This is a genomic window from Streptomyces sp. BV286 (genome assembly GCF_019090165.1).
In the GTDB taxonomy this organism is placed as follows: Bacteria; Actinomycetota; Actinomycetes; order Streptomycetales; family Streptomycetaceae; genus Streptomyces.
This window is the reverse complement of the sequence record NZ_JAHRIB010000141.1, coordinates 420,455-444,584: the sequence shown is the minus strand read 5'-3', so window position 1 is coordinate 444,584 and position 24,130 is coordinate 420,455. Positions and strand designations below refer to the sequence as shown.

The 24,130-nt window shown below is 70.1% G+C and carries 26 protein-coding genes and 1 pseudogene; 14 read left to right on the top strand and 13 right to left on the bottom strand.

Features of this window, described 5'->3' with window-relative positions; genetic code table 11:
- The first annotated feature begins 264 nt into the window (after positions 1-264).
- The 6 genes from KUF83_RS21720 to KUF83_RS21695 all read left to right on the top strand — a co-directional run bounded on the left by KUF83_RS21720 (position 265) and on the right by KUF83_RS21695 (position 5,952).
- Positions 265-1,281, top strand: a complete 1,017-nt coding sequence (locus tag KUF83_RS21720) for a LacI family DNA-binding transcriptional regulator (RefSeq protein ID WP_217456409.1) — start codon at positions 265-267, stop codon at positions 1,279-1,281.
- Between the two features lie 322 nt (positions 1,282-1,603).
- On the top strand, positions 1,604-2,407 hold the full coding sequence (locus tag KUF83_RS21715) for an alpha/beta fold hydrolase (RefSeq protein ID WP_217456408.1): 804 nt from the start codon (positions 1,604-1,606) through the stop codon (positions 2,405-2,407).
- The gene (locus tag KUF83_RS21710) at positions 2,407-3,714 is read left to right on the top strand and encodes a PP2C family protein-serine/threonine phosphatase (protein WP_217456407.1); all 1,308 of its coding nucleotides are present in this window, start codon (positions 2,407-2,409) and stop codon (positions 3,712-3,714) included. The genes KUF83_RS21715 and KUF83_RS21710 overlap by 1 nt, the downstream gene beginning before the upstream one ends.
- Positions 3,711-4,082 carry an STAS domain-containing protein gene (locus KUF83_RS21705; protein ID WP_217456406.1) on the top strand — a complete coding sequence of 124 codons (372 nt, stop codon included), beginning with the start codon at positions 3,711-3,713 and terminating at the stop codon, positions 4,080-4,082. Before KUF83_RS21710 ends, KUF83_RS21705 begins: the two co-directional genes overlap by 4 nt.
- A gap of 161 nt (positions 4,083-4,243) precedes the next feature.
- The gene (locus KUF83_RS21700) at positions 4,244-5,422 is read left to right on the top strand and encodes a PP2C family protein-serine/threonine phosphatase (RefSeq protein WP_217456405.1); all 1,179 of its coding nucleotides are present in this window, start codon (positions 4,244-4,246) and stop codon (positions 5,420-5,422) included.
- Positions 5,423-5,568: 146 nt separating this feature from the next.
- Positions 5,569-5,952, top strand: a complete 384-nt coding sequence (locus KUF83_RS21695; RefSeq protein ID WP_217456404.1) for a VOC family protein — start codon at positions 5,569-5,571, stop codon at positions 5,950-5,952.
- A 63-nt stretch (positions 5,953-6,015) separates the two neighbouring features.
- Here KUF83_RS21695 and KUF83_RS21690 read toward each other — a convergent pair whose 3' ends face one another.
- Together KUF83_RS21690 and KUF83_RS21685 are read right to left on the bottom strand one after the other, a co-directional pair.
- Positions 6,016-6,681 carry a response regulator transcription factor gene (locus tag KUF83_RS21690; protein WP_217456403.1) on the bottom strand — a complete coding sequence of 222 codons (666 nt, stop codon included), beginning with the start codon at positions 6,679-6,681 and terminating at the stop codon, positions 6,016-6,018.
- A complete protein-coding gene (locus KUF83_RS21685) occupies positions 6,678-7,631 on the bottom strand; it encodes a sensor histidine kinase (protein ID WP_217456402.1) in 954 nt (317 codons plus the stop codon). The genes KUF83_RS21690 and KUF83_RS21685 overlap by 4 nt, the downstream gene beginning before the upstream one ends.
- Before the next feature lie 348 nt (positions 7,632-7,979).
- On the opposite strand from KUF83_RS21685, the gene KUF83_RS21680 reads away from it, so the two are divergent.
- The 4 genes from KUF83_RS21680 (at position 7,980) to KUF83_RS21665 (ending at position 10,249) form a co-directional block, all read left to right on the top strand.
- Complete coding sequence (locus tag KUF83_RS21680; protein ID WP_217456401.1) at positions 7,980-8,306, top strand: TraR/DksA C4-type zinc finger protein; 327 nt, start codon at positions 7,980-7,982, stop codon at positions 8,304-8,306.
- A 45-nt stretch (positions 8,307-8,351) separates the two neighbouring features.
- Positions 8,352-8,726, top strand: coding sequence for a TraR/DksA C4-type zinc finger protein (locus KUF83_RS21675; RefSeq protein WP_217456400.1), 375 nt, complete (start codon positions 8,352-8,354; stop codon positions 8,724-8,726).
- Positions 8,723-9,553 carry a rod shape-determining protein gene (locus KUF83_RS21670; RefSeq protein WP_217456399.1) on the top strand — a complete coding sequence of 277 codons (831 nt, stop codon included), beginning with the start codon at positions 8,723-8,725 and terminating at the stop codon, positions 9,551-9,553. Before KUF83_RS21675 ends, KUF83_RS21670 begins: the two co-directional genes overlap by 4 nt.
- A 72-nt stretch (positions 9,554-9,625) precedes the next feature.
- The gene (locus KUF83_RS21665; RefSeq protein ID WP_217456398.1) at positions 9,626-10,249 is read left to right on the top strand and encodes a hypothetical protein; all 624 of its coding nucleotides are present in this window, start codon (positions 9,626-9,628) and stop codon (positions 10,247-10,249) included.
- Between the two features lie 62 nt (positions 10,250-10,311).
- On the opposite strand, the gene KUF83_RS21660 is transcribed toward KUF83_RS21665, so the two are convergent.
- The 3 genes from KUF83_RS21660 to KUF83_RS21650 form a co-directional block, all read right to left on the bottom strand.
- Positions 10,312-10,857, bottom strand: coding sequence for an AAA family ATPase (locus KUF83_RS21660; protein ID WP_217456397.1), 546 nt, complete (start codon positions 10,855-10,857; stop codon positions 10,312-10,314).
- A 126-nt stretch (positions 10,858-10,983) separates the two neighbouring features.
- A complete protein-coding gene (locus KUF83_RS21655; RefSeq protein WP_217456396.1) occupies positions 10,984-11,670 on the bottom strand; it encodes a DUF899 family protein in 687 nt (228 codons plus the stop codon).
- A gap of 305 nt (positions 11,671-11,975) precedes the next feature.
- On the bottom strand, positions 11,976-12,983 hold the full coding sequence (locus KUF83_RS21650; RefSeq protein ID WP_217456395.1) for a YafY family protein: 1,008 nt from the start codon (positions 12,981-12,983) through the stop codon (positions 11,976-11,978).
- A 63-nt stretch (positions 12,984-13,046) separates the two neighbouring features.
- Between KUF83_RS21650 and KUF83_RS21645 the strand changes: the two genes are divergently transcribed.
- Positions 13,047-14,192 carry an epoxide hydrolase family protein gene (locus tag KUF83_RS21645; RefSeq protein WP_217456394.1) on the top strand — a complete coding sequence of 382 codons (1,146 nt, stop codon included), beginning with the start codon at positions 13,047-13,049 and terminating at the stop codon, positions 14,190-14,192.
- Positions 14,193-14,372: 180 nt separating this feature from the next.
- Here KUF83_RS21645 and KUF83_RS21640 read toward each other — a convergent pair whose 3' ends face one another.
- The 4 genes from KUF83_RS21640 to KUF83_RS21625 form a co-directional block, all read right to left on the bottom strand.
- The gene (locus tag KUF83_RS21640) at positions 14,373-15,071 is read right to left on the bottom strand and encodes an alpha/beta fold hydrolase (RefSeq protein ID WP_217456393.1); all 699 of its coding nucleotides are present in this window, start codon (positions 15,069-15,071) and stop codon (positions 14,373-14,375) included.
- Between the two features lie 70 nt (positions 15,072-15,141).
- Positions 15,142-15,552, bottom strand: a complete 411-nt coding sequence (locus tag KUF83_RS21635) for a nuclear transport factor 2 family protein (protein ID WP_217456392.1) — start codon at positions 15,550-15,552, stop codon at positions 15,142-15,144.
- A 2-nt stretch (positions 15,553-15,554) separates the two neighbouring features.
- The gene (locus KUF83_RS21630) at positions 15,555-16,361 is read right to left on the bottom strand and encodes an MBL fold metallo-hydrolase (RefSeq protein WP_217456391.1); all 807 of its coding nucleotides are present in this window, start codon (positions 16,359-16,361) and stop codon (positions 15,555-15,557) included.
- A gap of 41 nt (positions 16,362-16,402) precedes the next feature.
- Positions 16,403-17,029 (bottom strand): DsbA family protein, encoded by a 627-nt coding sequence (locus KUF83_RS21625; protein ID WP_217456390.1) that lies wholly within the window; start codon positions 17,027-17,029, stop codon positions 16,403-16,405.
- Positions 17,030-17,591: 562 nt separating this feature from the next.
- Here KUF83_RS21625 and KUF83_RS21620 point away from each other — a divergent pair.
- Together KUF83_RS21620 and KUF83_RS43010 are read left to right on the top strand one after the other, a co-directional pair.
- Positions 17,592-18,350, top strand: coding sequence for a DUF5995 family protein (locus KUF83_RS21620; RefSeq protein WP_217456389.1), 759 nt, complete (start codon positions 17,592-17,594; stop codon positions 18,348-18,350).
- A 30-nt stretch (positions 18,351-18,380) separates the two neighbouring features.
- A pseudogene (locus tag KUF83_RS43010) lies at positions 18,381-18,722 on the top strand (DUF2332 family protein); the annotation flags it as partial.
- Positions 18,723-18,867: 145 nt separating this feature from the next.
- On the opposite strand, the gene KUF83_RS21610 reads toward KUF83_RS43010, so the two are convergent.
- Positions 18,868-19,290, bottom strand: a complete 423-nt coding sequence (locus tag KUF83_RS21610) for an ArsI/CadI family heavy metal resistance metalloenzyme (RefSeq protein WP_217456388.1) — start codon at positions 19,288-19,290, stop codon at positions 18,868-18,870.
- A 37-nt stretch (positions 19,291-19,327) separates the two neighbouring features.
- Positions 19,328-20,701, bottom strand: a complete 1,374-nt coding sequence (locus KUF83_RS21605; RefSeq protein ID WP_217456387.1) for an NAD(P)-binding domain-containing protein — start codon at positions 20,699-20,701, stop codon at positions 19,328-19,330.
- Positions 20,702-20,844: 143 nt separating this feature from the next.
- Between KUF83_RS21605 and KUF83_RS21600 the strand changes: the two genes are divergently transcribed.
- Positions 20,845-21,213, top strand: coding sequence for a helix-turn-helix transcriptional regulator (locus KUF83_RS21600; protein WP_217456386.1), 369 nt, complete (start codon positions 20,845-20,847; stop codon positions 21,211-21,213).
- Positions 21,214-21,256: 43 nt separating this feature from the next.
- Here KUF83_RS21600 and KUF83_RS21595 read toward each other — a convergent pair whose 3' ends face one another.
- Together KUF83_RS21595 and KUF83_RS21590 are read right to left on the bottom strand one after the other, a co-directional pair.
- A complete protein-coding gene (locus KUF83_RS21595) occupies positions 21,257-22,576 on the bottom strand; it encodes a phytase (protein ID WP_308403083.1) in 1,320 nt (439 codons plus the stop codon).
- Between the two features lie 250 nt (positions 22,577-22,826).
- The gene (locus KUF83_RS21590) at positions 22,827-24,056 is read right to left on the bottom strand and encodes a right-handed parallel beta-helix repeat-containing protein (protein ID WP_217456384.1); all 1,230 of its coding nucleotides are present in this window, start codon (positions 24,054-24,056) and stop codon (positions 22,827-22,829) included.
- Between the last annotated feature and the right edge of the window lie 74 nt (positions 24,057-24,130).

Here is a 24,130-nt window from a genome sequence, read left to right as displayed (position 1 = left end):
CGCTGACGCACCGGAGTTCGAGCCCCACGGTCCGCTCCGTAGGCACGATTTGTCCGGTGGGCACGTTCCCAAACGATGGTGGGAACGTGCCCACTCGGAAGCCCGAAGCCTGGCCGCCACGAAAGGCGTCTGTCAAGAAGTTGAACCCTCTTCGTTTCCGGAAGATGTCGGACCGCTCCGCTCAGAGCCTGCGGGCGCTCCGCGAGGGTCTGGCACAATGCGCAGGTGAAAGCCATCTGACAGCGCGCAAGCGAGGGAGGCGTCATGGTGGGCAGGCAACGCCCGACCATCAAGACCGTGGCCGCGCGCGCCGGCGTCGGACGCACCACGGTTTCACGAGTCATCAACGGCTCGGAGCTCGTCAGCGAGCAGGCCCGGGCCGCGGTGCTCGCCGCCATCGCCGAGTTGAACTACGTACCGAACTCGGTGGCCCGGGGTCTGGTGACGAGCAGGACCAACTCCGTGGCCCTGGTGATCCCCGAGTCGGAGAGCAGGCTGGGCTCCGAGCCCTACTTCTCGGCGGTGATCCGCGGGGTCAGCACAGCCCTCGCGGAGACGAGGACACAGCTCCAACTGGTGCTTGTACGCGACCAGGCGGAGCGGGACCAGCTCACCGAGTCGGTGGCGGAGCGGCGCGTGGACGGAGTCCTCCTGGTCTCGGTGCACGAGCACGATCCGCTGCCGGGACTCCTGGAGGACATGGGCCTGCCCACGGTGCTCGCCGGCCGCCGCTCCCCCGACGAGTCGCTCAGCCATGTGCACTCCGACAACGCGGGCGGAGCCGCGGCGGCCGTCGGGCACCTGCTCGCACGCGGGCGGCGGACCGTCACCACGATCAGCGGCCCCCTCGACATGGATGTGGCACGCAGTCGGCTCCAGGGCTGGCGGGAGGCCCTCGAGAAGGCAGGACACGAAGTCACCGACCGGCTTGTGGCCCAGGCGGACTTCACCGAGGAGGGCGGAGTGGCCGCCATGCGTTCACTCCTTGAACAAGTTCCCCAACTCGACGCGGTGTTCGTCGCATCGGACGTCATGGCGGTGGGCGCCCTGGCGGAGTTGCGCAGGCAGAAGCGCAGCGTTCCCGGCGATGTGGCGGTGGTCGGTTTCGACGACTCCATCATCGCCCGGCACAGCAACCCGCCTCTGACGAGCGTGCGTCAGCCCATCGAGGAGATCGGCAGCACGATCGCCCACATCCTCCTCAAGGAGATCGGCGATCCCGAGGAGTCGCGGCAACACGTGGTCCTTCCCACCGAACTCGTGGTGCGCGAATCGTCGTAGGTTCAGGACGAGTGCTCGCACGGGAGCTGAGCTCCCCGAAACCGGGTTCAGCGCGAACTCACGGATCCACCTTCCTCCGACACGGCGTCCCGCCCTTGGACTCCCACTCAAAGCCCTTCAGTCTCTCCGACTCTCCGAACTCATGACACTCCAGGAGCATTTGCGGAGGTGTACGACATCGAACACCGCGGAACAGCATTGGGTGGTGAACACGGCGATCCTGTCGTCCGATGACCGGCAGGAGAGCGGGCTCAGCACGGGGAACTGTGCGGCCCTGCGCCCTGCGCCCTGACCCCTCGGGCCGGGTGGGAGTATGGCCGGTATGGATATTCGCAGTAGGAACAATGTGACAGTCACAGGTCCGGCTGAAGGGCCGGTGGTGGTGCTGGCACATGGATTCGGCTGTGATCAGAACATGTGGCGGCTGGCCGTACCGGCCCTGGAGAAGAAGTACCGGGTGGTGCTCTTCGACTACGTCGGATCCGGCGGTTCGGATCTGTCGGCCTGGAGCCAGGAGCGGTACTCCTCTCTGCAGGGATACGCCCAGGACGTCGTGGACGTCTGCGAGGAGCTGGGTCTGGAAGGGGCGGCGTTCGTCGGGCATTCGGTCAGCGCCATGGTGGGGGTGCTGGCCGCGCGGACGGCGCCGGAGCGCATCGGAGCGCTGGTGATGGTGGCGCCCTCACCGTGTTATATCGACGGTGACGGCTACCGGGGCGGCTTCACGGCGGACGACATCGACGAACTGCTGGACTCGCTCGACTCGAACTATCTGGGCTGGTCCTCCGCCATGGCCCCGGTGATCATGGGCAATCCGGAGCGGCCGGAGCTGGGGCAGGAGCTGACCAACAGTTTCTGCGCCACCGACCCGGACATCGCCCGTGTCTTCGCCCGCACCACGTTCCTGTCCGACAGCCGCGAGGACCTGAAGAGTGTGACGGTGCCGACTCTGGTGCTGGAGTGCTCCCAGGACGTGATCGCGCCCCGTGAGGTCGGCGCGTACGTGCATGCCGCGATCCCCGCCTCCCGCCTGGTCACCCTGGACGCCACGGGGCACTGCCCCCAGCTGAGCGCGCCCGAGGCCACCAACGCGGCGATTCTCGACTTTCTGGCGGCCCAGCGTTGATGTGCCGCACAGGCGACGAACCGGAGCCCACGGAGATCGAGGACGACGCGGGCACGGACGCCGCGTTCACCGCCCTGCTGGAGGACAGTGCCGAGGACCTGTACGAGTCGGCCCCCTGCGGTTACCTGTCGACCCTGATGGACGGCACCATCGCCAAGATCAACGCCACGCTGCTGGACTGGCTGTCCCTGAAGCGCGAAGCAGTGGTCGGCAGGGTCCGCTTCGCGGATCTCCTCACCGTAGGCGGAAAGCTCTATCACGAGACACACTTCGCGCCGCTGCTGCGCATGCAGGGCGAGCTGCGCGGCATCGCCCTCGAGATGAAGGGCGCCGACGGGCGACGACTGCCGGTGATGGTCTCCTCCGTGGTCAAGCACAGCGGTGACGGCGATCCGCTGCTGATCCGCACCACCGTCTTCGACGCCTCGGACCGGCGCGCCTACGAGCAGGAACTCCTGCGCCGCCGTCAGGAGGCCGAGCGGGCACGTGCCGAGGCGGAGGAGGCCCGTCGGCAGGCCGAGACCGACCGGGAACGGCTGGCCGACTCGCTCGCGGTGCTGCAGCAGTCCCTGGTGCCCTCCTCACTGCCTGCCGTGCCGGGGCTGGAAGCAGCCGTCCACTACCACACCGCCTCCCCCGACCGTCTCGGCGGCGACTTCTACGATCTGTTCTCCCTGGGCGACGGCCGGTGGGCGTTCTTCCTCGGGGACGTGTGCGGCAAGGGCCCGCAGGCGGCTTCCCTCACCTCACTGACCCGCTACACCCTGCGGGCCGCGGCCCTCCACGATCCCGAGCCTGCCGCAGCCCTGACCACACTGAACGCCGTACTCCAGGAGCGGTACGCCGCCAGCAGGGACCCCCGCTACTGCACCGTCATCTTCGGCGTCGTCCAACCGGACGCCGACCGGAACATATGCACCGTGCGCCTCGCCTCCGGTGGGCACCCGCCGGCGCTGGTCATGCGGGCCGACGGCCGAGCCGACTACCTCCGCACTCCCGGCGGGCTGCTCGTCGGCGTCCTGCCTGCCGCCCCGTTCAGCACCGCGGAGACCATCCTCGCCGCGGGTGACACGCTGTTGCTCTACACCGACGGCCTCACCGAGGCCCGCACCGGCCCCACCCGAGAGAACCTCTTCGGCGACGAGGCCCTGCACGCCTTCGCCACCCGGCACGCACCGGCCACACCGAACGACATGATCACCGCGCTGACCGGACTGCTGGAGAGCTTCGGCGGCGGCCTGGACGACGACACCGCCCTGCTCGCACTCGGCGTACCCGCCCTGCCCGTTACGGACCGAGCCGGATGAGCCCGCTGAACATCAGCCATCGCGACGCCGCCGCCGGACCCGTTCTGCAGGTGGTCGGCGAGCTCGACTACGAGCAGGCCACCGCGCTGCGCGAAGAGGTCGAGCGTCTCGTCCTGAGCCCGGGTCAGAGCCTGGTCATCGATCTGTCCGGTCTGGACTTCTGCGACTCCACCGGCATCAGCGCCCTTCTCGCCGCCCGCCAACGCGCCCAGACGGCCGACGCCGAGGTGATTCTGGCAGCCGTCCCCGCCGACACCCTGCGCATCCTGCGCATCATCGGCCTGGACCAGGTCTTCACCATCGCAGCAGGCGGCGAGACCGATGGAACCGCGCGTCCTCGCGGTGGCGACGGCTCCTCACACGGTTGACGAGCAGTACTCGGCCACTCCGCGGCAAGTACGCCAAGCACGCCGACCGGCGACGCGATGGCGTTCGGCGTCGGCGCCCTCGGATCTTCCAGCCGGTCTTCGCGAGTGATGCCCGACGTGTCTCGGGGAAGGAGAGTTCCTAACCTGGGGAGCTGAAGTGAATGCATGAACGGATCGGACTGGCTGACGTGCTGGCAGCGGCGGAGGACGCCGCACCGGTCGGCTCCCTCGATGTCGTGGCCCGCAACCTGCGTGACCGCTTCGACGCGCGATACGTGTCGTTCCTGTTTGTCGACGTCGTCGGCCGCCGTCTGCTCCGGGTCAGTGATCAGGCGGCCACGCACCAGGAGCGTCATCCCGATCAGGAGCCTCTCGCCGGCAGCAGCATCTACGACGAGGTCCTGCGCACCCAGAAGCTCGTGCAGGCGCCGGAGGGCGGGCAGGGCTGGCGGGTCCTGGCCCCGGTCACCAATCGCGGCGACGCCATCGGGGTTCTGGAGTTGTTCCTCACCCAGGTCACCGAGGACGTGCTGGAGCAGGTGGAGGAGGCCGCGCACGCACTGGCGTACATCATCGTCACCGACCGCCGCTTCACCGACCTCTACCACTGGGGCAACCGCACCACCACGGTCAGCCTGGCCGCGGAGATCCAGCGCCAGCTCCTGCCCTCGGCCCCCTCCTGCGAAGCTCCCGAGTTCTCCCTCGCCGGAGCCTTGGTGCCCGCCTCCGACATCGCCGGTGACACCTACGACTACGCCCTCGACCAGGACGCCCTGCACCTGTCCGTCACCGATGCCATGGGCCACGACGTCGACGCCTCACTCATCGCCACCCTCCTGGTCAACGCCTCCCGGGGCGCCCGCCGGGCGGGGGCGGATCTGGCCGAACAGGCCCGCCAGACCCACCAGGCCCTCCTCGACCACGGCCGGCGCACCTTCGCCACCGGCCAGCTGCTGCGCATCGCCCTGGACGGCAGCGGCGCCCAGCTCGTCAACGCCGGCCATCCCCGGCCGCTGCTGCTGCGCGACGGCCGGGTCCACGAACTCCACCTGACCGTGAACCTGCCCTTCGGTGTCGTCGGACAGGGCCCCTACACGGTGCAGGACCTCGACCTGCGCCCCGGCGACCGCCTCGTGCTCTACACGGACGGCATGCAGGAACGTCAGGCGAACACGGTCGACCTGCCCGGTCTGATGCGTGCCACTGCCACCGAGCACCCGCGCGAGGTCGTGCGCACGCTGGTCGCCGCGGTCGCCGACGCCTGCGACGGCCACGTGCGGGACGACGCCACGGTCCTGTGCCTGGACTGGCGCGGCCCCCGTGCCGGGGCCGCCGCGTGAACGTCGACGCCTGACCTGGCCGCTCGAGCCGACGTGGACCAGCAGCGTTCCGGGCCGGAGATCACCCACCACTCCCGGCGGGGCGTCCGCCCTCTCCTACCGCGAAGCCGCGACCGAGCCCGTCACGACTTCGTATAGTGACGGCCATGGCATGCCGAATCAGTGAACTGGTCATCGATGCCGCGGACCCCGACCGCCTGGCCGCGTTCTGGAGCGACGTCCTCGGCTACGTCGAGCTGGAGCGCGAGGCCGACGGAAGCATCGCGATCGGCCCACCGGGCGCCGGTACGGGAAGCCCGCAGCCCACGCTCGTTTTCAACCCGAGCGATGCCCCCAGGACGGGACAGCTCCGGGTACACATCGACGTCAACGCCACCGACCGCGACCAGGATGCCGAGCTGGAACGACTGCTCGCTCTCGGGGCCAGGCCCGCCGACGTCGGCCAGACCGGCAGCGAGAGCTGGCACGTCCTGTCCGACCCCGAGGGCAACGAGTTCTGCCTCCTGCGCACGCGGCTCAAGCCCTTGTGACGATCGCACTCGCCACCCGCTCACCGGTGGGATGCCGGCCAGTACTGAGCGCGACCGGCGCGGTCAGGCTTCGATGAGGCCTGCGCGGATCGCGTAGCGGGTGAGCTCCAGCCGGTCGCGCAGGCCGAGCTTGTGGAGCAAATTCGCCCGGTGCCGGTGGACGGTCTTGATACTGATGAAGAGCATCTCGGCGATCTCCTTGGAGGAGTGCCCTTCCGCCACGAGCTTGAGGACCTCTTCCTCACGCGCGGTCAACACCTGGTCGGGCGGTTCCTCCCCGTGCCGGACACGGTCGAGATAGTTGCGGATGAGTGCGGTGACCGCGCCCGGATACAGGAAGGGTTCGTCCCGCATGGCGGCCCGGCAGGCCGCCACCAGGTCGCGGTCGGCCACGGACTTCAGCACGTACCCACTGGCACCAGCTTTGAGCGCCTGGAAGAAGTACTGCTCGTTGTCGTGCATCGTCAGCATCAGCACCCGCACGCCGGGCTTCAGGGCGGCGAGTTCACGGGCGGCCTGCAGACCGGTCATCCGCGGCATGGCGATGTCCAGCACCGCCAGGTCGACCTCATGGCTGCGGGCCAGGGCAACCGCCTCCGCGCCGTCCCCGGCCTCGGCGACCACCTCGAGGTCCGGCTCCCCGTCGAGGATGAGCCGCACCCCACGGCGTACCAGCGCGTGGTCGTCGGCAAGGAGGATACGGATCACGGGTGCGTCGGACGTGGTCATGGCTGCTTCCTGAGGAGGGGCACGGTCAGCCGGACCTGCATTCCGGCCTGCGGCTGGGAGGTGACGTCCAGCGTGGCCCCGATCAGCAGGGCCCGCTCGCGCATTCCGCGGATCCCTGCCCCTTCGCGGGCGACGCCGGTTCCGCGGCCGTCGTCCGCGACGGCCAGCACCACCGCTTCGCCGATGCGGTTCAGGCTCACCTCCACCTGTCCGGCCTCGGCGTGGCGGGCCGCGTTGGTCAGGGCTTCCTGGGCGACGCGGTAGAGCACCAGTTCCGTCTCGGAGTCCAGCGCGGGCAGATCGGCGTCGAAGCGCCGCAGCACGCGCAGTCCTGCATGCGTGGCGAACTCGGTGGTCAGCGAGGTGAGGGCACTGACGAGACCGAGATCGTCCAGTACTCCCGGCCGCAGCCGGCGAACCAGGCGTCTCACCTCGTCGAGGCTCCCGCGGGTGATCTCCTGCGCCTGCTGCAGCTCGTCCCTCAGGGGCTCCTCCGCCTCGTCCGAGGCCCGTTTCAGGGACAGCAGGACCGCGGTCATGGTCTGGCCGACCTCGTCGTGGAGTTCCTGGGCGATGCGGCGCCGTTCGGCCTCCTGGGCGAGCAGGATGCGGGCGCTGCTGGTGGCCCGTTCGTGTTCAAGCCGTCCGAGCATGGCGTTGAAGGTGCGGATCAGTTCGGCGGTCTCGCCGTGGCCGTGTTCCGGCAGCCGCTGCCCGGGGCGCAGCAGGTCCACGGTCGTCATCAGCCGGGTGAGCCGGTCCAGCGGGGCCAGCCCGATCCGCAGCAGGGCGGCGTTGGCGACCAGCATGACGACCAGGCCGCCCACGAGGATGACCGCCTCGGTCAGCAGAACCGGTACGGACACCGTCACCGGAGCCCACAGCAGCAACGCGGTGGCGCCGCCCAGCACCACCGCGTTGAGCGCGAAGATCCTCCAGAACAGGGACACCGGGATGACGCCTTTCTCCGTATGACACGGCTGTGCCTCTACTGTCGGTCACCGTGCGCCCCGAGCGTGAGCTGCGGGCCACTGACGCCGACCGGCCCGTGGTCCAGCCTGCCCGTTCCAAGGTCGCCCGTCGATGGGCTCCAGTGCCCATTTCCCGGACGTGGCCTGCCCACGCCGCGATGGGCTCCGGGACCTGCCGTAGATGGGTATCGCGCCCGATGGGATCCGCGCGGCGCATCGGCCACGGTGGAGGCACGAACCGCCACACGTGATCTCCGGTCCTCCCCTCTCCCCCGTCTCGACGACTCCCCCGCCCGGCTCGACCCCGGGCCGAGAACAGGAGCCACCATGTCACTCGATACGTCGCAGACCGAAAGCCGTCCCCAGCGGCTGACCGCGCACGACGCCCTCCAGCGCCTCGAACACGAACGGGCCTCCCGGCTCACCCAGCTGCAGGCCATCGCCGAGGCCGGACCGGACGCGGAGGAACAGGTGCTGTCCGCACAGAAGGACACCATCCGGCGCGTCCTCGCCGAGGTCGAGGCCGCCTTCGGTCGTGTCCGGGACGGGAGCTACGGCGTCTGCCGGACCTGCTCCAGGCCCATCCCGGTCGAACGCCTGGAAATCCTGCCCTACGCACGGTTCTGCGTTCCCTGTCAGCGCGACAGCGCCTGACGACACCTGTCCGCCCTCCGTCTCCCGCCCTGCCCAAGGGGTGAAGTGGTGAACCACCAGACCATCGACGACCGTGACACGACCCTGTCGATCGACGACCTCGCCGCACTGCGCGAGAACCTGCACGAGCAGCGCCTGTTCCGCCAGGAGCAACTGCAACAGCTCTCGGCCTCCGCCACGACCCGCGCCGACGCGCTCCTCGACCGGCAAGCCGCCTCCCAGGTCGAGGTCCGCGTCAAGCTCGCCGCGTCCGCCCGCATGGTTCTCGCCGACGTGGAGGCCGCGCTCACCCGGATGGACGAGGGCCGGTACGGGACCTGCCACCTGTGCCGGGGGCCCGTCGCCCGTGAACGGCTGCGGATCGTGCCGCAGGCCCGCTACTGCACGCGCTGCCAACAGGTCAGGGAGGCCGACCGGTGACCACCCCCGCCCGTCCCGGCCCCCCGGCCGCCCGGCACCGCTCCTGGCCCTGGTGCCGGCAGTGCTCCGGCATCGCCCTCGACCTGGGCAGCGTCCGCACCCGAGCCTGGATGTCCGGGCGCCGGATGATCCTCGACGTACCCACGGTCACCTTTCCGGACGGCGGCGCCACCTACCCCATTCAGCGCGGCACCATCGTCGACACACCCGGAACCGCCCGGATGGTCGCCCGGCTGCTCGGCCACCGTCTGCCCCGCTTCGGCCGCCCTCTGCTCATCCTGACCACACCGGTGCTGGGCGGAGTCGCCTACCGGGCCGAAGCCCGCGCCGCGGTCGAGGTCCTGCGTCCGCGTGCGGTACTGACCGTCCCCACTCCACGCGCCGTGGCCATGGCCGTCGATGCCGACCTGGCGCGTCCGTTGCTCGTGGTGGACCTCGGGGCCCACCTCACCGAGGTCGCGCTGCTCGCCGACGGCGCGGTGGTCGACGCCCGTCACACCGCCCTGGGCACCAGCGACCTGGACGGCCTCACCCCGCCCACGCAGATCACCGAAGCGGTCGTCGCGATGGTGACCGCCATGCTGGACCAGGACCACACGTCCCAGACGCTGGACGCCCTCCGGCGGGGCGCGCTCCTCGCCGGCGGGGGCGCGCTGCGACCCGACATCGCCTACCGCCTCACCGGCCGTCTGCACGCTCCTGTCCAGCCCGTCCCCGCCCCGCACACCGCCGCGGTCCGTGGCGCCGCGAGACTCCTCCGAGCCACCCACACGCACCCCGCCGTCACCGCCATCACCGCCATCACCGGCGCGACGCACTCCCACTAGCCCGCCGTCCGCGCCGCCCCCAGTGAGCAAGGGGCCGGCGCGGCGGCCCCTTGCCTACGGAAGGAGAACGCCGTGGACCGCGAGATACCCCCGGCACAACCGCCTCCAGCAGAACTCCCGCACGTTCTGCTGTGGCGATGGCGCCGCAACCCGCTGCGCCGTCGTACGGATCTCGTCCAGGCGTGGATCGCCCTCGGTCTGTTCCTGGCCGTGCTGGCCGCCACCCCCGCCGCCATGATCCTGGTCGGCGACACCGCCTACCGTCACTACAGGGAGACCGCCCGGCAGCAGACCGCCACCCGCGAGTACATCCCCGCCGTACTGGTCCACGATGCTCCCCGCCACCCGGAACCGGGCTCGGACGAGGCGAAGAAGACCCGGTATCCGGTCACCGTCCGCTTCACCGACTCCCAGGGACACACCCGCACGGCACAGGCCGACGTCGAACCCGCCCTGACCGCCGGCAGCACCGTCCGCGTGTGGGTCGACGGTGAAGGCAGGATCACCGGTCCACCCCTGACCGCGGAACAGGTCCGTACCCGCGCCATGAGCTGCGCCGTCCTCACCGCCATGACCGTCCCGCTCCTCGGCGCCGCCGCATACGCGTATGCCAACCGCAGGCTGGAGCGGCACAACTTCGCCCAGTGGGACGCGGCCTGGGCCCAGACCGCCCCGCCGTGGACGACTTCCCACTGACGCGCTGACCCGCTGCCGGTGTTCACGGCCCTCACCGCGGACGAGTCGCACCGGGACCGGGACTACCGGCCCGAACTCCCGCCCACCCGAGCCAGCACGTCGTCGGCCAACTCCTTCGGAGTCAGCCCGCCGTCCAGGAACACGGTGTCGCTGGGCAGCGTGTCCATCGCGGCCGTGCACGGCTCGATCCTGGCCTTGCACCACTGCCGGACCCGCTCATCCTGTTCGGGCTTGTCCGGCGTGAAACTCCGTCCGTCGATCCGCTGCACCAGAACCTCCTCGGAGACCTTGAGGAAGAAGTGGTGGACCACCACGCCGGCATCCTTCAGCGCACCGAAGATCTCCACCACATACCCCGGGTCCACCAACGTCATGGGAACCAGGACGGGCCTTTGGTATTCCTCGACGAGGCCCACAGCCAGGTTCACGACCTGCCGTCGCCACAACCGCAGATCCTGGAAGTCACCCGTGGGGACCTCCACGATCTCGCGCAGCACGTAGCCGACCAGCTCCGGGTCGAGGACCAGCACCTCGGGCCACCGCGGACGCAGCTCATCGACCAGCGTGCTCTTCCCGCTACCGAACGCGCCGTTCACCCAGACGATCACACGCATCTCCCGTCACCGATGCCCTCTTCGGGCGCAACCGTCCCCGGAGCACGCCACGACGAGTGCGCCGGGCCGGAGCACACGCACAGATCATGCCCGAACGACCGCTGGTCGGGGCCGAATACCTCACTCCTCCGGGCCGTAGAACGCCGCGATGTCCTCGGAACCGGTCCACCGGCTGTAGGTGGGTGACTGAGGCCAGCCGTCGGGCGAGTCCTGCCACTCCTCCTGGCGCCCGTACGGCAACAGGTCGATCAGCGCGAAGCTGTGGCTGAGCTGCTCGGTGCCCCGTCCCTCGGTGTGCCAGGTGCGATAGACGGTGTCTCCGTCCCGCAGGAAGACGTTGACCGCGTAGCCGCCGCCGGGCGGTGCGCCCACGTCGGAACCGAACGGGCTGTTCGCGGTGGAGTACCAGGTCATCCTGTTCCCCACCCGCCGCTTGTAGGCGAGGGCCTCGTTGATCGATCCCTGGGTGACGATGACGAACCTCGCGTCGTAGGCATCCAGAAACTCCAGCCGGGTGAACTGCGACGTGAAACCCGTACAGCCCGAGCACTGCCACGTCTTACCGGGGGACCACATGTGGTTGTAGACGATCAGCTGGGTCCTGTCTCCGAAGACCTCGGCCAGCCGGACCGGCCCCTCCTCGCCGTCGAGGGTGTAGTCGGGCATCTCGACCATCGGCATTCGGCGGCGCTGGGCGGCGATCGCGTCGAGTTCCCGGGTCGCGGCCTTCTCCCGGGCACGCAGGTCGTCGAGTCGACGCTGCCAGGTCTCGGCGTCCACGACGGGCGGTACTGCCTTGGCGGTCATACGTTCCTCCGGAGTTCACGGCAGGCGGTTCGTAGGGGTAGACCGTGCCCGTCCGCCGAACTCATCGCTCTCCGGCCGCCCGTCGTCGACCGGACCGCCTCGAAGCCGGTGGTCCGCCGGCCGTCTGCCAGGAGCCGTAGCCGCACACCAGGCAGACCTTTCTCGCCGAGGTCACCACCCCGGCCGGGTCCACAAGGGCCTGTCTCACCACGAACCACGGCGCGTAGACAGGCGTCGCGGATCCCGGCATGCGCGCACCCCGGGCCCGGTGGGAAGGCGCGAGATTTCCGTCCGGCGGATCCGGTTCATGCCGGTCCCGGCGGGCCCGCCGTGGTCCTCTCGCTCTGCCGGACGGGCGGTGTCGAGCGGGAGTAGCGGTCGGCGAGCCGCCTGAGGTGGTCGACGAGTTCCGCCGGCTCGGTGACGTCGAAGTCGAAGTCGAGCATGCCCAGATAGGCGGCGAGCCTCTGTACGGAGTCGGCTCCGGTGGTCAGGACACAGGTGTCGGTGTCGAGGGCCTGGACGGTTCCGACCGCGGGGTTGATCTGCTCGATCACCGCCGTCGCCGGGGCGTGGACGGTCACTCGCGCATGGTGGCGCCACGTCGCACTGGACACCCGCAGGGAGACGTACGCCGTGATGTCGCCGCCGGGAGGCTCTCGCGGGGTGAAGCGCGGTCCGGTCGGGGTTCGCGGCCGGATCCGGTCGATCCTGAAGGTCCGCCAGTCCTCGCGCGCGACGTCCCAGGCCACCAGGTACCAGCGCTGCCCCCAGTTCACCGCCCGATAGGGCTCGACGACGCGCAGGGTGGGCGTGCCCGCGTGGTCGAGGTAGTCGAAGCGCAGCCGTTCGCGGTCACGGCAGGCGGAGACCAGCGTGGTGAGCACGTCCGCGGAGACGGTCGGGGCGGGCCGGTCGGCCGGCACGGTGACGGTGAACGCGTGCAGGGCCCGCACCCGTCGGCGCAACCGCGAGGGAAGTACCTGCTCCAGCTTGGTCAACGCCCGCAGCGCGGTCTCCTCGGTGCCGGGGACGGCACCCTCCGTGGCGGTGCGCAGCGCGATCGTCACCGCGACTGCCTCGTCGTCGTCGAGGAGCAACGGGGGCATGGCCGCGCCGGCACCGAGCCGGTAGCCGCCCACGGCGCCGCGGGTGGCGTCCACGGGATAGCCGAGCTCGCGCAGTCGGTCGATGTCGTTGCGCACGGTGCGTCCGCTCACCCCCAGTCGCTCGGCCAGCTCGGATCCGGGCCAGGCTCGCGGAGCCTGCAACAGGGAGAGGAGGCGCAGCAACCGCGCCGAGGTGTCGAGCATGAAGTCCAGCCTGTGGTGCCATTAGGAACGCATCGTGCCTATATCGAGAATAGTGTTCTGTCCATGGAAACCAGCAGCAGCACCGACGCCCGGATCCACTCGTACCGCATCGAGGTTCCGCAGGACGAGCTCGACGACCTGCGCGACCGGCTGGCCCGTACGCGCTGGGGCAGCGAGATTCCCGGCGCCGGCTGGAGCCGGGGTGTTCCCACCGACTATCTGAAGGGCCTGGTCGCGTACTGGGCGGACGCCTTCGACTGGCGCAAGGCGGAAGCAGAGCTCAACGAGTTCCCCCAGTTCACCACTGAGATCGACGGGCAGAACATCCACTTCCTGCACGTCCGTTCGCAGAACCCGGCGGCCGTTCCGCTGCTTCTGCTGCACGACTGGCCGTGCTCGTTCGTGCAGTTCGCCGATGTCATCCGGCCGCTGGCGGAGGACTTCCACGTGATCGTGACCTCGACGCCCGGTACCGGGTTCTCCGGTCCCCTCGGCGAGGCAGGCTGGAACACCGGCCGCATAGCGGGAGCGTTCGTCGAGCTGATGGACCGGCTCGGCTACAGCGCCTACGGCGTGCAGGGGACGGGCGGTGGTGCCTGGATCGCCGCCGAGATGGGGCGGCAGGCCTCCGACAGGATCGTCGGCATTCACGTCAACGGCCTGCTCACCTTCCCCTCCGGCGATCCGGCCGAGTTCGAGGGACTGACCGCACCGGAGCAGGAGCGACTGGCGCGGCTGGAGAACTTCCAGCAGGACATGATGGGTTTCAACGCCATCCAGTCCACGCGTCCGCAGACCCTCGCCTACGGTCTGCACGACTCGCCGGTCGGTCAACTCGCCTGGATCGTGGAGAAGTTCAAGGAGTGGACGGACGCCGCGTCCGAGCTCCCCGAAGACGCGGTGGGCCGGGACCGGCTGCTGACGAACGTGAGCGTCTACTGGTTCAGCGGCACGGCGGGCTCGTCGGCCAACCTGTACTACGAGACGGCCCACGACGCGACCGCCTGGGCTCCGAAGGCACGCGGTACCGTCCCGACCGGTGTGGCCGTCGCCCTGAGCAGCGACATCGCCATCCGCCGCTTCGCCGAGCGGGATCACAACATCACGTACTGGAACGAGCTGGAGCGCGGCGGCAACTTCCTGGCGCTGGAGCAGCCGGAAGCCTTCGTCACCGATGTCCGTGCCTTCTTCGGCACGCTCGGCACCTGACTCGGTCGTCACCGCAGAGCCCGGGCGGCTGCAGGCGCGGAAGCGCCGGTGAGCGCTGCCCGGGCTGAACCGTTGGGCGCGCCGGATGACGGGCCGTCGTCCCGTGACGGCATCGCGGCATCACGGCATGCCTGCGGCACCGTCACCGGAACGGGGGCGCCGCCCCCGGACGCCCCGAGGTCACCCGCCGGTGTCGGCCCGGGCGACCGCCTGGGCGATGACGTCGGCGACCTCGTCGGCATGGGAGAGATGCGGTGAGTGCCCCGAGGGGACATGCGCGCTGTGGGCGGCGCGCGCGGCCCACTGTTCCTGGACCGCGGGTGGCAGCGCCGGGTCCTGGGTGGCCACGACGTAGGTCACCGGTACCTGGGTCGGCGCGCCACCCAGTGTCTCGGTGAAGGCGCGCATGCCCTGCCAGTTGAGGCGTTTGACGGCCTCGGCGGCCAGCGCGGGATCGACCCCGCTGAAGATCGACTCCTCGGCGTCCCCCGCCTTGACGGCGAGGCCGTCGGGCGAGTGGATCCAGGTGGGCGGGAAGTCGCCGCCCATCCACTCCATCATCGAGGTGCCGGGTTCCAGGACGAACGCGGCCATGTGGACGAGTTCGGCGACCTGGTCCGTCTCGGCGGCGGCCCAGGTGGCAGGGACACCGCCGTAGGAATGCGCGGCCAGCACGACGCGCCCGTCCACGGCCTCGATCGCCGCGCGAACCACCGCGGCATCCTCTGCCAGCCCTTGAGCGACGGCACTGTCCGGGTCACTGCTGGGAAGTTGTACGGCGCGGGAGGCGATGCCGCGAGCGGTGAGCCGCCCGCGCAGCGGGTTGAAGATCCACGGGGTGTGCATCGCCCCGTGCACCAGCACGACGGTCGGGTTCACAGAAGCGTCCTCAGGTGGGGCCGTACGCCGAGACGCGCGTGCGCCGCGGCGTACGGATGGTGAGGGTGGGTCAGCCGGTCATCGCGTCGCGGACCAGCGCGGTGTCGACGAACTGCTCGAAGCGGACGATGAGTCCGCCGCGTACGACGAAGTGGTGCGCCACACGGACGTCGATCGCCTTGGCGGTGGCGTTGTTGGTGGCGGTGTAGCGGGCCAGGACCACGACGTTCTCACCGTCGACGACGTAGGTGTCGTCGTGGGCGGTCCAGCTCGTCCAGGCCTTGCCGAGCTGTTCCATCACGTTGGCGGTGACGCCGTCGGGGGTGCGGTAGGTGCCCGCGAGGGGGAAGCCGGCCATCTCGGTCCACTCGACGTCCGGGGCGAGGGTGGCCCGCAGGGCCTCCAGGTCGCCTGCCGCGGAGGCCAGGTACTGGCGGCGTACGACATCGGCGGGTGCGGTGGAGGTCGCGAACTCGCTCATGGTCAGCCCCACTTCATTTCGCCCTTGGCCACCTTCGCGCCGATCTGCGCGGCGATCAGCATGCCGTTGTCGGGGTAGCGCTTGACCAGGGCCTCGGTCAGGGCCGCGCCGTCGGCGGCCCGGCCGAGCTCCTCCTCGAAGGCGACCAGGTAGTCGCGGGTGGCGGTGATGGCGGACGCGTCCGCCGCCGTGCCGGGCAGGCGGTGGCCGGGCACCACGAGCCGCGGGTCCAGGGCGGCCATCTCGTCGAGCAGGTCGATCCACGCGGCACGGTCGCCGGGGGTGGCCGTGTCGGCGACCCAGACGTGCTCCTGCTGGAACAGCAGGACGCCGCCGAGGACGGCGCGCTCCTCGGCCTGCCACAGGTAGTGGCGGTCGGGCAGCGCGGCCGGGCCGCCCTTGAGCTCGAAGCGGTGGCCCTCCAGGGTGAGGTCCCCGGTGAGGGGCTCCAGGTCCACCAGGCGGGTGGGCAGGTTGACACCGAGGGCCGCCCACGCCTTGAGCTTGCCTTCGTAGGAGTCCTTGATGTGCTCGATGACGAGCGGGGTCGCGACGAACCTGGCCTCCGGGAAGGTGTCGGCGATGACCTCGGCGCCGAAGTAGAAGTCGGGGTCCGCATGGCTGACGAAGACGGTCACCAGCTTCTTGCCGGAGTCGAGGATCTCGGCGGTCAGCCGGTGGCCGTCGGCACGGGTGAAGGCAGCGTCGACCAGCAGGGCCTCGGTCTCGCCGGTGACGAGAGTGGCGGTCTTGTTCTTGCTGCCGGCCGGGAAGTCGAGGTCGAGGATGCTGAAGTCGAGTGTGCTCATGGTGGTTCCTTCGCGGGTGGAGGGGGCGGTCGGGGTGTCGGTCAGTGGGAACGGGTGGGGGCGAACGCCGCGAGACGCCGCTCCACTTCGTCGGTGGTGGCCTGGCCGCGCGCCAGGACGGTCGCGCGGTCGGCGTCGACGGCGATGAGGGTGGGGAAGGCGTTGACACCCAGTTCGGCAGCGCGCGCCACGTCGGCGTCGGCCTCGGCCCGGGTGCCGGCGGATGCGAAGGCGGCGACCACGGCGTCCGCGTCCAGACCGGCCCGCTCGGCGACCTCCCGGTAGGTGGCGGGATCGGAGAGGCTGAGGCCGTCGACGTAGAAGGCGTGCTGCAGTGCCATGGCCAGTTCCGCCGCACGGCCGGGGGCGGCCTGGCGCAGGGCGGCGAGGCCACGCGCTGCGGCTTCCGAGTCCATGACGAACGAACCGTCGGCGATCAGCCGCTCGTAGCCCTCGCCGAACTCGGCGCCTGTCACCTCCGCGATCTTGGCGTTGGCGCCCTGGACGTAGCCGAACTCGCGGATCGGCACCCGGCGCGATCCGGTGAACAGGCCGCCGGAAACCACTTCCACCGGCAGCTCGGGACGGCGTGCGACCACCTCGCGGAGAGTCGTGGAGAAGCCGTGGGACCAGCCGCAGTAGGCGTCGAACACGTAGATCAGTTTCATCGGGTACCTCGGCAGAAGGGTGTGGTGCCCGCCGGATGCGAGCGGTTCACCGGACCAACAGTACCTGACTAGTCAGATATTCCCAGGAGTGAACGCGAGTCGCGAGTACGTGCCCGCGCCGAGGCTGTGCAGGCCCCTGTGAGCAGCGCGGTGCTACTTCCTCCCCGCCGACTTCGACCGCCGCAGTCGCTGCGCTTCGTCAGCCAGCCGCCACGAAGACGGCTTCAGCTGCGCACTCCAGACGGACCGATGCGACCCAGGAGCGTCCCCCGCCGAATGCGCGACGGGCCATCCCGTTCCCGGACCGATGTGGTGTGCGTCATGGCCCTGCGACCAGCGGGACTCTCCGTGCCGGTTCGAGGTGCCGGTTCGAGGTGCCGGTTCGAGGTGCCGGTTCGAGGTGCCGGTTCGAGGTGCCGGTTCGAGGTGCCGGTTCGAGGTGCCGGTTCCTGTAAGGCGGGGCCTCTTTCCGGCGTGCGGTGATAGGACGGGGCTGTTGATCGGCACGGCGGACAGCAGCAGAGCGCGGGCCGAACGAGGCTCCGCGAAAGGGGAGTTGGGGATGGCGGCAGAAAACATCGACGAGGTCGTGAACGGGCTCGCCGAGATCGTGCGGGAGGCGGGCCACTCCGGAGACCGGGTCGGGTACTTCGCAGCGCTGTACCGACAGGTGACCGTGGAGGTCCGCACAGCCATACACGACGGGCTGTTCGACGACGGCGCGCGAATGGACCGTTTCGACACACACTTCGGCAACCGCTACTTCGACGCGTACGACGCCTGGCGGCGTGACCGGAGTGGGCCGCGTTGCTGGCGCGAGGCGTTCGGGCTGCTGGACGACACCGACACCGTCATCGTCCAGCATCTACTGCTCGGCGTGAACGCGCACATCAACCTCGATCTCGCCATCGCCGCCGCACGGACCAGCCCGGGCGAGGACATCCACGCGCTGCGGCGCGACTTCCTGCTGATCAACGACATCCTCGCGCGGGTGGTGCTGCGGGTGCAGGAGTCGGTCGGCGCTCTGTCGCCACTCATGTCACTGCTGGATCAACTCGGAGCCCGCACCGACGAGCGGATCCTCGACTTCAGTATCCGTCAGTCCCGCGAGGAGGCCTGGTACAACGCCGTCCTGCTCGCCCAACAGAACGAGGAGGAACGCGAAGCCACGATCGAGCGGCTCGAGGTCCGGGCCGCCGTGCTCGCACGGTTGATCGCGCGGCCGGGAGGTCTCGTACGGCCCGCCCTCCAGCTGATCCGGAGTACCGAAAGTGACGACGTACCGGCCGTCATCACCCACTTGGACAACGCCGTGAAGTGACCTTCTGCCCGGCAGGAAGCGACCCGATGGCTGCGCGCTTGCCTGTCGCCCGACCAGCCCGAGCAGATCACGCGGCTCGAAGCGGAGATGGCACTGGCCGCGACAGCCCCTCCGCTGCTGATGCGGGGAGACCCGGTCGAGATGATGGCCGACGCTGTCGCCCGGGTGCCCGAGGACGCCCTGCCTGTCGTCACCACGACATGGGCACTGTCACGCTTCCGGCCCGAGAGCCGCCTGCGCTTCCTGCACCGCCTCGAAGAGGCGGCGGCCGGCCGGGCGGTGGCATGGGTGTCGGCGGAGGGGGTCGGAGTCGCGCCGACGATCCCGACCCTCGGCGACCGCCGCGCCTCCGGCCACAGCATCATCGGCCTGGCGCTGCTCGACCGCCCGGCCCCCGCGCCGAGGCGATCGGCCGCTGCTGGTCACGGGGCCGCTTGCTGGCGTGGCTGGCAGATTCCTAGTGGTGCCCAGTGGCCGTCGCACCGAGTGGGATTTCCGCTGCCCCTCCCGGCACGCGTCAGGTCGTCGGCGGGGTCTGCGCAGCAGGTGTTGTCCGGCTGCGAGCCAGGGTGCCTGCGTCGGCCTTCACGACGTACACCTCCCAGGGTTCCCGGCCTGGGCCGTAGACCCAGACCTTGTCCTGGAGGGCGTAGCAGCAGGTGGTGTCGTTCTCCTCGGTGGTGGCCAACCCGACTTCGGCGAGCCGGGTGGTGGCGGCGCGCACGGCCTCGGACGTCTCGACCTCGACACCGAGGTGGTCCATGCGGGTGTCCTCGCCCGGAGTGCCTTCGATGAGGACGAGCTTCAGTGGAGGTTCGGCGACGGTGAAGTTGGCGTAGCCGTCGCGGAGTTTGGCGGGCTCGGTACCGAAGAGCTTGGTGTAGAAGGCGATGGACGCGGTGAGGTCGGGGACGCGGAGGGCGAGCTGTACGCGGGTCATGGCGAGCCTCCTGGCGGGTGCGGGGCGGGGTGACGTGTCAGCAGCCTCCGCCGGACGGGGCCGGGGTGCCGGTACTGATCTGCAGGGTGGCGGGCGGCGCGCAGCATCCGCCTCCCTCGCTGCTCTGCGCCGCGTCGGGGTCGTCGAACACGCCTGCGCCACCGCAGACCCCGGTCTCCGGCAGGGTCAACTCGACGCGTTCGGCGGCCTCCTGGTCCCCGGCGAGTGACGCGGCGACGGAACGGACCTGCTCGTAGCCGGTCATCGCGAGGAAGGTCGGGGCGCGGCCGTAGGACTTCATGCCGACGAGGTAGACGTCCCGCTCCGGGTGGGACAGCTCGTTCACGCCGTGCGGGTAGACGGTGCCGCAGGAGTGGACGTTCGGGTCGATGAGCGGTGCCAGCGCGGTCGGTGCCTGGAGGCGCTCGTCGAGGCCCAGGCGGATCTCGGAGAGGAAGGAGAGGTCGGGGCGGAAGCCGGTGAGGACGATGATCTCGTCGACCGGGTCGAGGCGGCGGCCGTCTTCGGCGACCAGCACCAGGCGCCCGTCGGTGTCGCGCTCGACGGCTTCGGTGCGGAAACCGGTGGCGGCGGACGCGTGGCCGGCTTCGACGGCGGCCTTGGCGCGCAGTCCGAGGGCGCCCCGGGCCGGGAGCTCGTCGGCCTCGCCCCCGCCGTACGTTCCCGCGCCGATGCCCCGGCGCAGGATCCACACCGCGTGCGTACCGTCCTCCTCGCTCTTCGCCAGGTCGGCGAGGGAGGCGAGCGCGGTGAAGGCGGACGCTCCGGAGCCGACCACCGCGGTGCGCCTGCCCGCGTATCGGGCACGGACCGCCGGGTCCTTCAGGTCGGGCACCCGGTAGGAGATGCGCTCGGCGGCGCTCTTCTCGCCGAGGGCGGGCAGGCCGTCGGCACCGATGGGGCTGGGTACGGACCAGGTGCCGGAGGCGTCGAGGACGGCGCGGGCGGTGATGCGCTCCTCGTGACCGCCGGTGCGCGTGACATGCACGGTGAAGGGCTGCTCGTCTCGGCCGGAGTCGACGATCCGGTCACGGCCCGCGCGGGCCACTCCGGTCACGGTCGTGCCGTAACGGACCCGGTCGCCGAGGGCATCGGCCAGCGGCTGGAGGTACCGCTCGGCCCAGTCACCGCCCGTGGGATACGTGCCTGCGTCGGGGCGGACCCAGCCGGTGGGCGCGAGCAGCTTCTCGGCGGCGGGATCGACGAGTTCGGCCCAGGTGGAGAACAGACGCACATGCGACCAGTCGCGCACTGCGGTGGCCGCGGACGGGCCGGTTTCCAGCACCAGTGGTTCGATGCCCCGGTCGACGAGGTGGGCGGCGGCGGCCAGGCCGATCGGACCGGCCCCGATCACCACGACGGGCAGGTGGTCGGCGGTGGGCGTGCTCACGGGATTCCCCTTTGCTTCGACGTTCGTCGATGGCTTGCGGTGCCAGCATTACACCTGATTCGACAAGCGTCAACATAGACATTCATCGAATCATCACGGGGTGAGGCTCGCGCTCCTGCTTCGACATGTGTCAACATAGACACATGTCGAACGTCAAGGCGCTGCCCCTGCTGGAGCCCACGACTCCCGAAGTCGTGGCGCCCTGCTGCCCGCCACTGGCCGAACGGCCCTTCACCGCCGAAGAGGCGGAGACGACGGCGCGGATGTTCAAGGCACTCGGCGATCCTGTCCGGCTTCGCCTGTTCTCCCTGGTCGCCTCGCACGAGGGCGGTGAAGCGTGTGTCTGCGACATCTCCGACGTCGGTGTCTCGCAACCGACCGTCTCCCATCACCTGAAGAAGCTCAGGGAAGCCGGGCTGCTCACCTCCGAGCGTCGCGGCACCTGGGTCTACTACCGCGTCGAGCCGTCGGTCGTGGCCGCGCTGGGCAGCCTTCTCACCCCCAAGGCCTGAGCGCGCGGCCGCCGGGCGGTGCCCGGCGGCCGTACGTGAGGTGTCACATGTCGGCCGCGTCCACCACGGTGCCGAGGTCGACGAACTTGAAGCCGGTGGCCGTGCGCGTGCCACCCTCACCGTCGGGGACGCCCGGCGTTTCCCGGCCGTCCTGGACGACGAGGAGACCCCGCGGATACCGCTCCCCCAGCGGGGCGTTGAGCACGGCGGCGCCGTCGCACTCCTCCACACTGTCGAGCGTCCCGGTGGCGGCTCCGATCCGGAAGCCGCCCTCGTACTCGTTGTCCTCGCGCACCTCCCGGTCGTACAGGGCGAAGGTGTTGTCGCCCTGGCTCGAAGCGAGCAGGTAGCCGTCGCCGTCCTTCTCCTGGAACAGGGTCAGGCCCTCGACGTCGGCCGACAGCCGCCTGCCGCCGTGCCCGGGGTCCGCGCCCGGCGTGCACTCCTCGGTCTCCTCGTCGTAGACGCCGGGGACCCCGTACTCCTTCGCCTTGTCCACCAGGACCGGCCTGCCGGTGAGGTCGGCGCGCAGCCGCCAGATGCCGATGTCCTCCTGCCCGGCGTAGAGGGTGCCGGTGGCCGGGTCGACGACCATGCCCTCGAACTGGGGAAGTTCTCCGGGCTCCGCGCAAGGGCGCCATGTCGTGCCGTCGGGCAGACGGAAGGAGGCGGGCAGGTCGAGGGTTCGCACCGTGCGGTAGCCGACGGTGCCGCCCGCGGACGGTGTCAGTTCGAGGAGGGCGAGCCGGGTGCGCTCCCGCTGGCTGACCAGCGCGTACGTACGGCCGGTGGCCTTGTCGGTCCAGGTCGCCAGTCCGTACGTGGTCCGCTGGTCGTTGACCTCGTCCTGGCTTGTGGAGAACACCGGGATGGCGGCCGGGTCGGTGATGTCGGTCAGCGGACCGCCCGGCTTCGACGGGTCGATGCGGTAGATCCGCAACCGGTCGCTGCCCCGGTCGCTCACCACCGCCACGTCGGCCCGGCCGGTCGAGGTGTGCAGGCCGGCGACGAGGTCGACGTTGTTGAATCGGCCCGGGGCGTCGCCCGGTCCCGGCGGGCGCGGAGCGGGCAGCGACTGCACCAGCCGCGCGTCCAGACCGTAGACCCGCAGGCCGCCCTCCTTCGCCGTGGCGACGACGAGGCTGCGCCCGGGGTCGGCGGCGTTGCGCCAGATCGCCGGGTCGTCGGCGTCGGAGTTGCCGCCCGCCTCGTCGTCGAAGAGAGGGGCGGTCTCACTGACAGCCGTCACGACCGGAAGGCCGGGCGCGGCCGCTCCAGCAGGAAATGCTCCGAGAAGAGTGACGAGCGCGGCACTCGAGGCGAGGGCGGCGGCTCTCCGTTTGGTGCGGTGCGTCGCGGTCACAGGCGCTTCCTCAACTGTCGGGGCCGGCGGTCCGGCGAGGGACACGGTCATGGTCCGAGTGACAGCTTGCGCGACGAAAGCCGTGGACTGTCCATGCCATCACGGGAATTGCCCCAGCGATTGGCCGGAGTTCACCGAAGGCGTCGAAAGCGTCGCCGTGGGCTGACTCTCGTACGTGATGGACAGCAGGCTCTCTGCAGGAGGCATGCGACGGGGTCTGCCGAACGCCCGGAGGCGATGGGCATCAATCTCAGTGCCGTGCGCCGACGTCCGCGCCGTTGCCGGGACGCAGGAACGTGGAGGAGGGGATGGCTCCGGCAGCTGTCCTGGGCCCGGTGATCGCACGCGCGTCGGTGCCGGCGAACGACCAACTCCCACCGAGGTTCCAGGAGTTGCCGCTGCCCGTGGAGGTCGAGCCCAGCGAGGCATTGGTTCCGTTGTCCACCGCGAGGTTCTTCGTGAGCGTGCTGGAGGAACGGTTGAAGTTGAAGCCGGTCTTCGGGTGACGCCATGCGGTGCAGTGGTCGATCTTCATCCTGCCCGGATTGTTGTTGTCGACGAAGCCGCCTGCGGAGTTGTCCCAGGCCATGCTGTTGCGGACGGTGTGGTCGGCGGCGACGGCGTTGCCGCCCATCTTGAACCCGTTGCCGTCCCCCTGGTAGTCGGGCAGGTTCCACCGGTTGAAGCCGTTGCCCCACGCGAGACTGTTCTCGACGAGGATCGGCGAGTTGGCGAACATCCAGAAGTCCAGGCCGTCGTCGGCGTTGTTCCAGAGCCGGGCGCCACGCACCACGTTGCCACTGCCGGAGCCTTCCTTGATGGCCAGTCCGTCGGCGCTCTCCCCGTTCTTCCGTGGGTCACGGTTGCCATGACTGTCCAGGTTCAGGATCTGGTTGTTGCCGGACGAGCCCTGGAGATGGAACCCGGACTCGTAGTTGTCGCGGGTGACCAGGCGCTCGAAGACGTTGGAGCCGGTGTCCAGACCGAACACTCCGTAGGGGCCGTGAATGATCTCCAGGCCGACCAGCCGCCAGTGCTCCCCCTCTATGTGGACCGCGCCGCGCTGGGCACGCGGGATGGTCGAGTCCACCGCACCCGGCGTGTACGGCATGTTCTCGCCGTCGATGACCACACGCTCGCCGTTGTAGCCGCGCAGAGTGATGGGCTGACCTGCCGTGCCGCTCTTGATCAACTGGATGTTGGTGCTCGGCGCGTAGGTGCCACCCCTGATCTGGATCGTGACCCCCGCCTGCGCCAGATCCACCGCACGCTGGATGGTCTTCAGCGGGGCTGCGAGCGTCCCCGGATTGCTGTCACTGCCGTTGGTCGCCACGTACAGGTCGGTCGCCTGCACCTGACTGCCACCCTCGACGGCACGCTGTGCGGGAGCAGCGTGCACAGCCGCCCCTGAGGAGAGGACGAGCACGCCCGCCAGGAGTCCGGCGAGACCGGTGGACAGGGTGACGGGCTTCGGGCGCATGATCGTCTCCAGGATGCGGCGGCACACGGACGAGGGGAAAGCGCTTTCCGAAGCGACCGTAAAAGGCTTGCTCT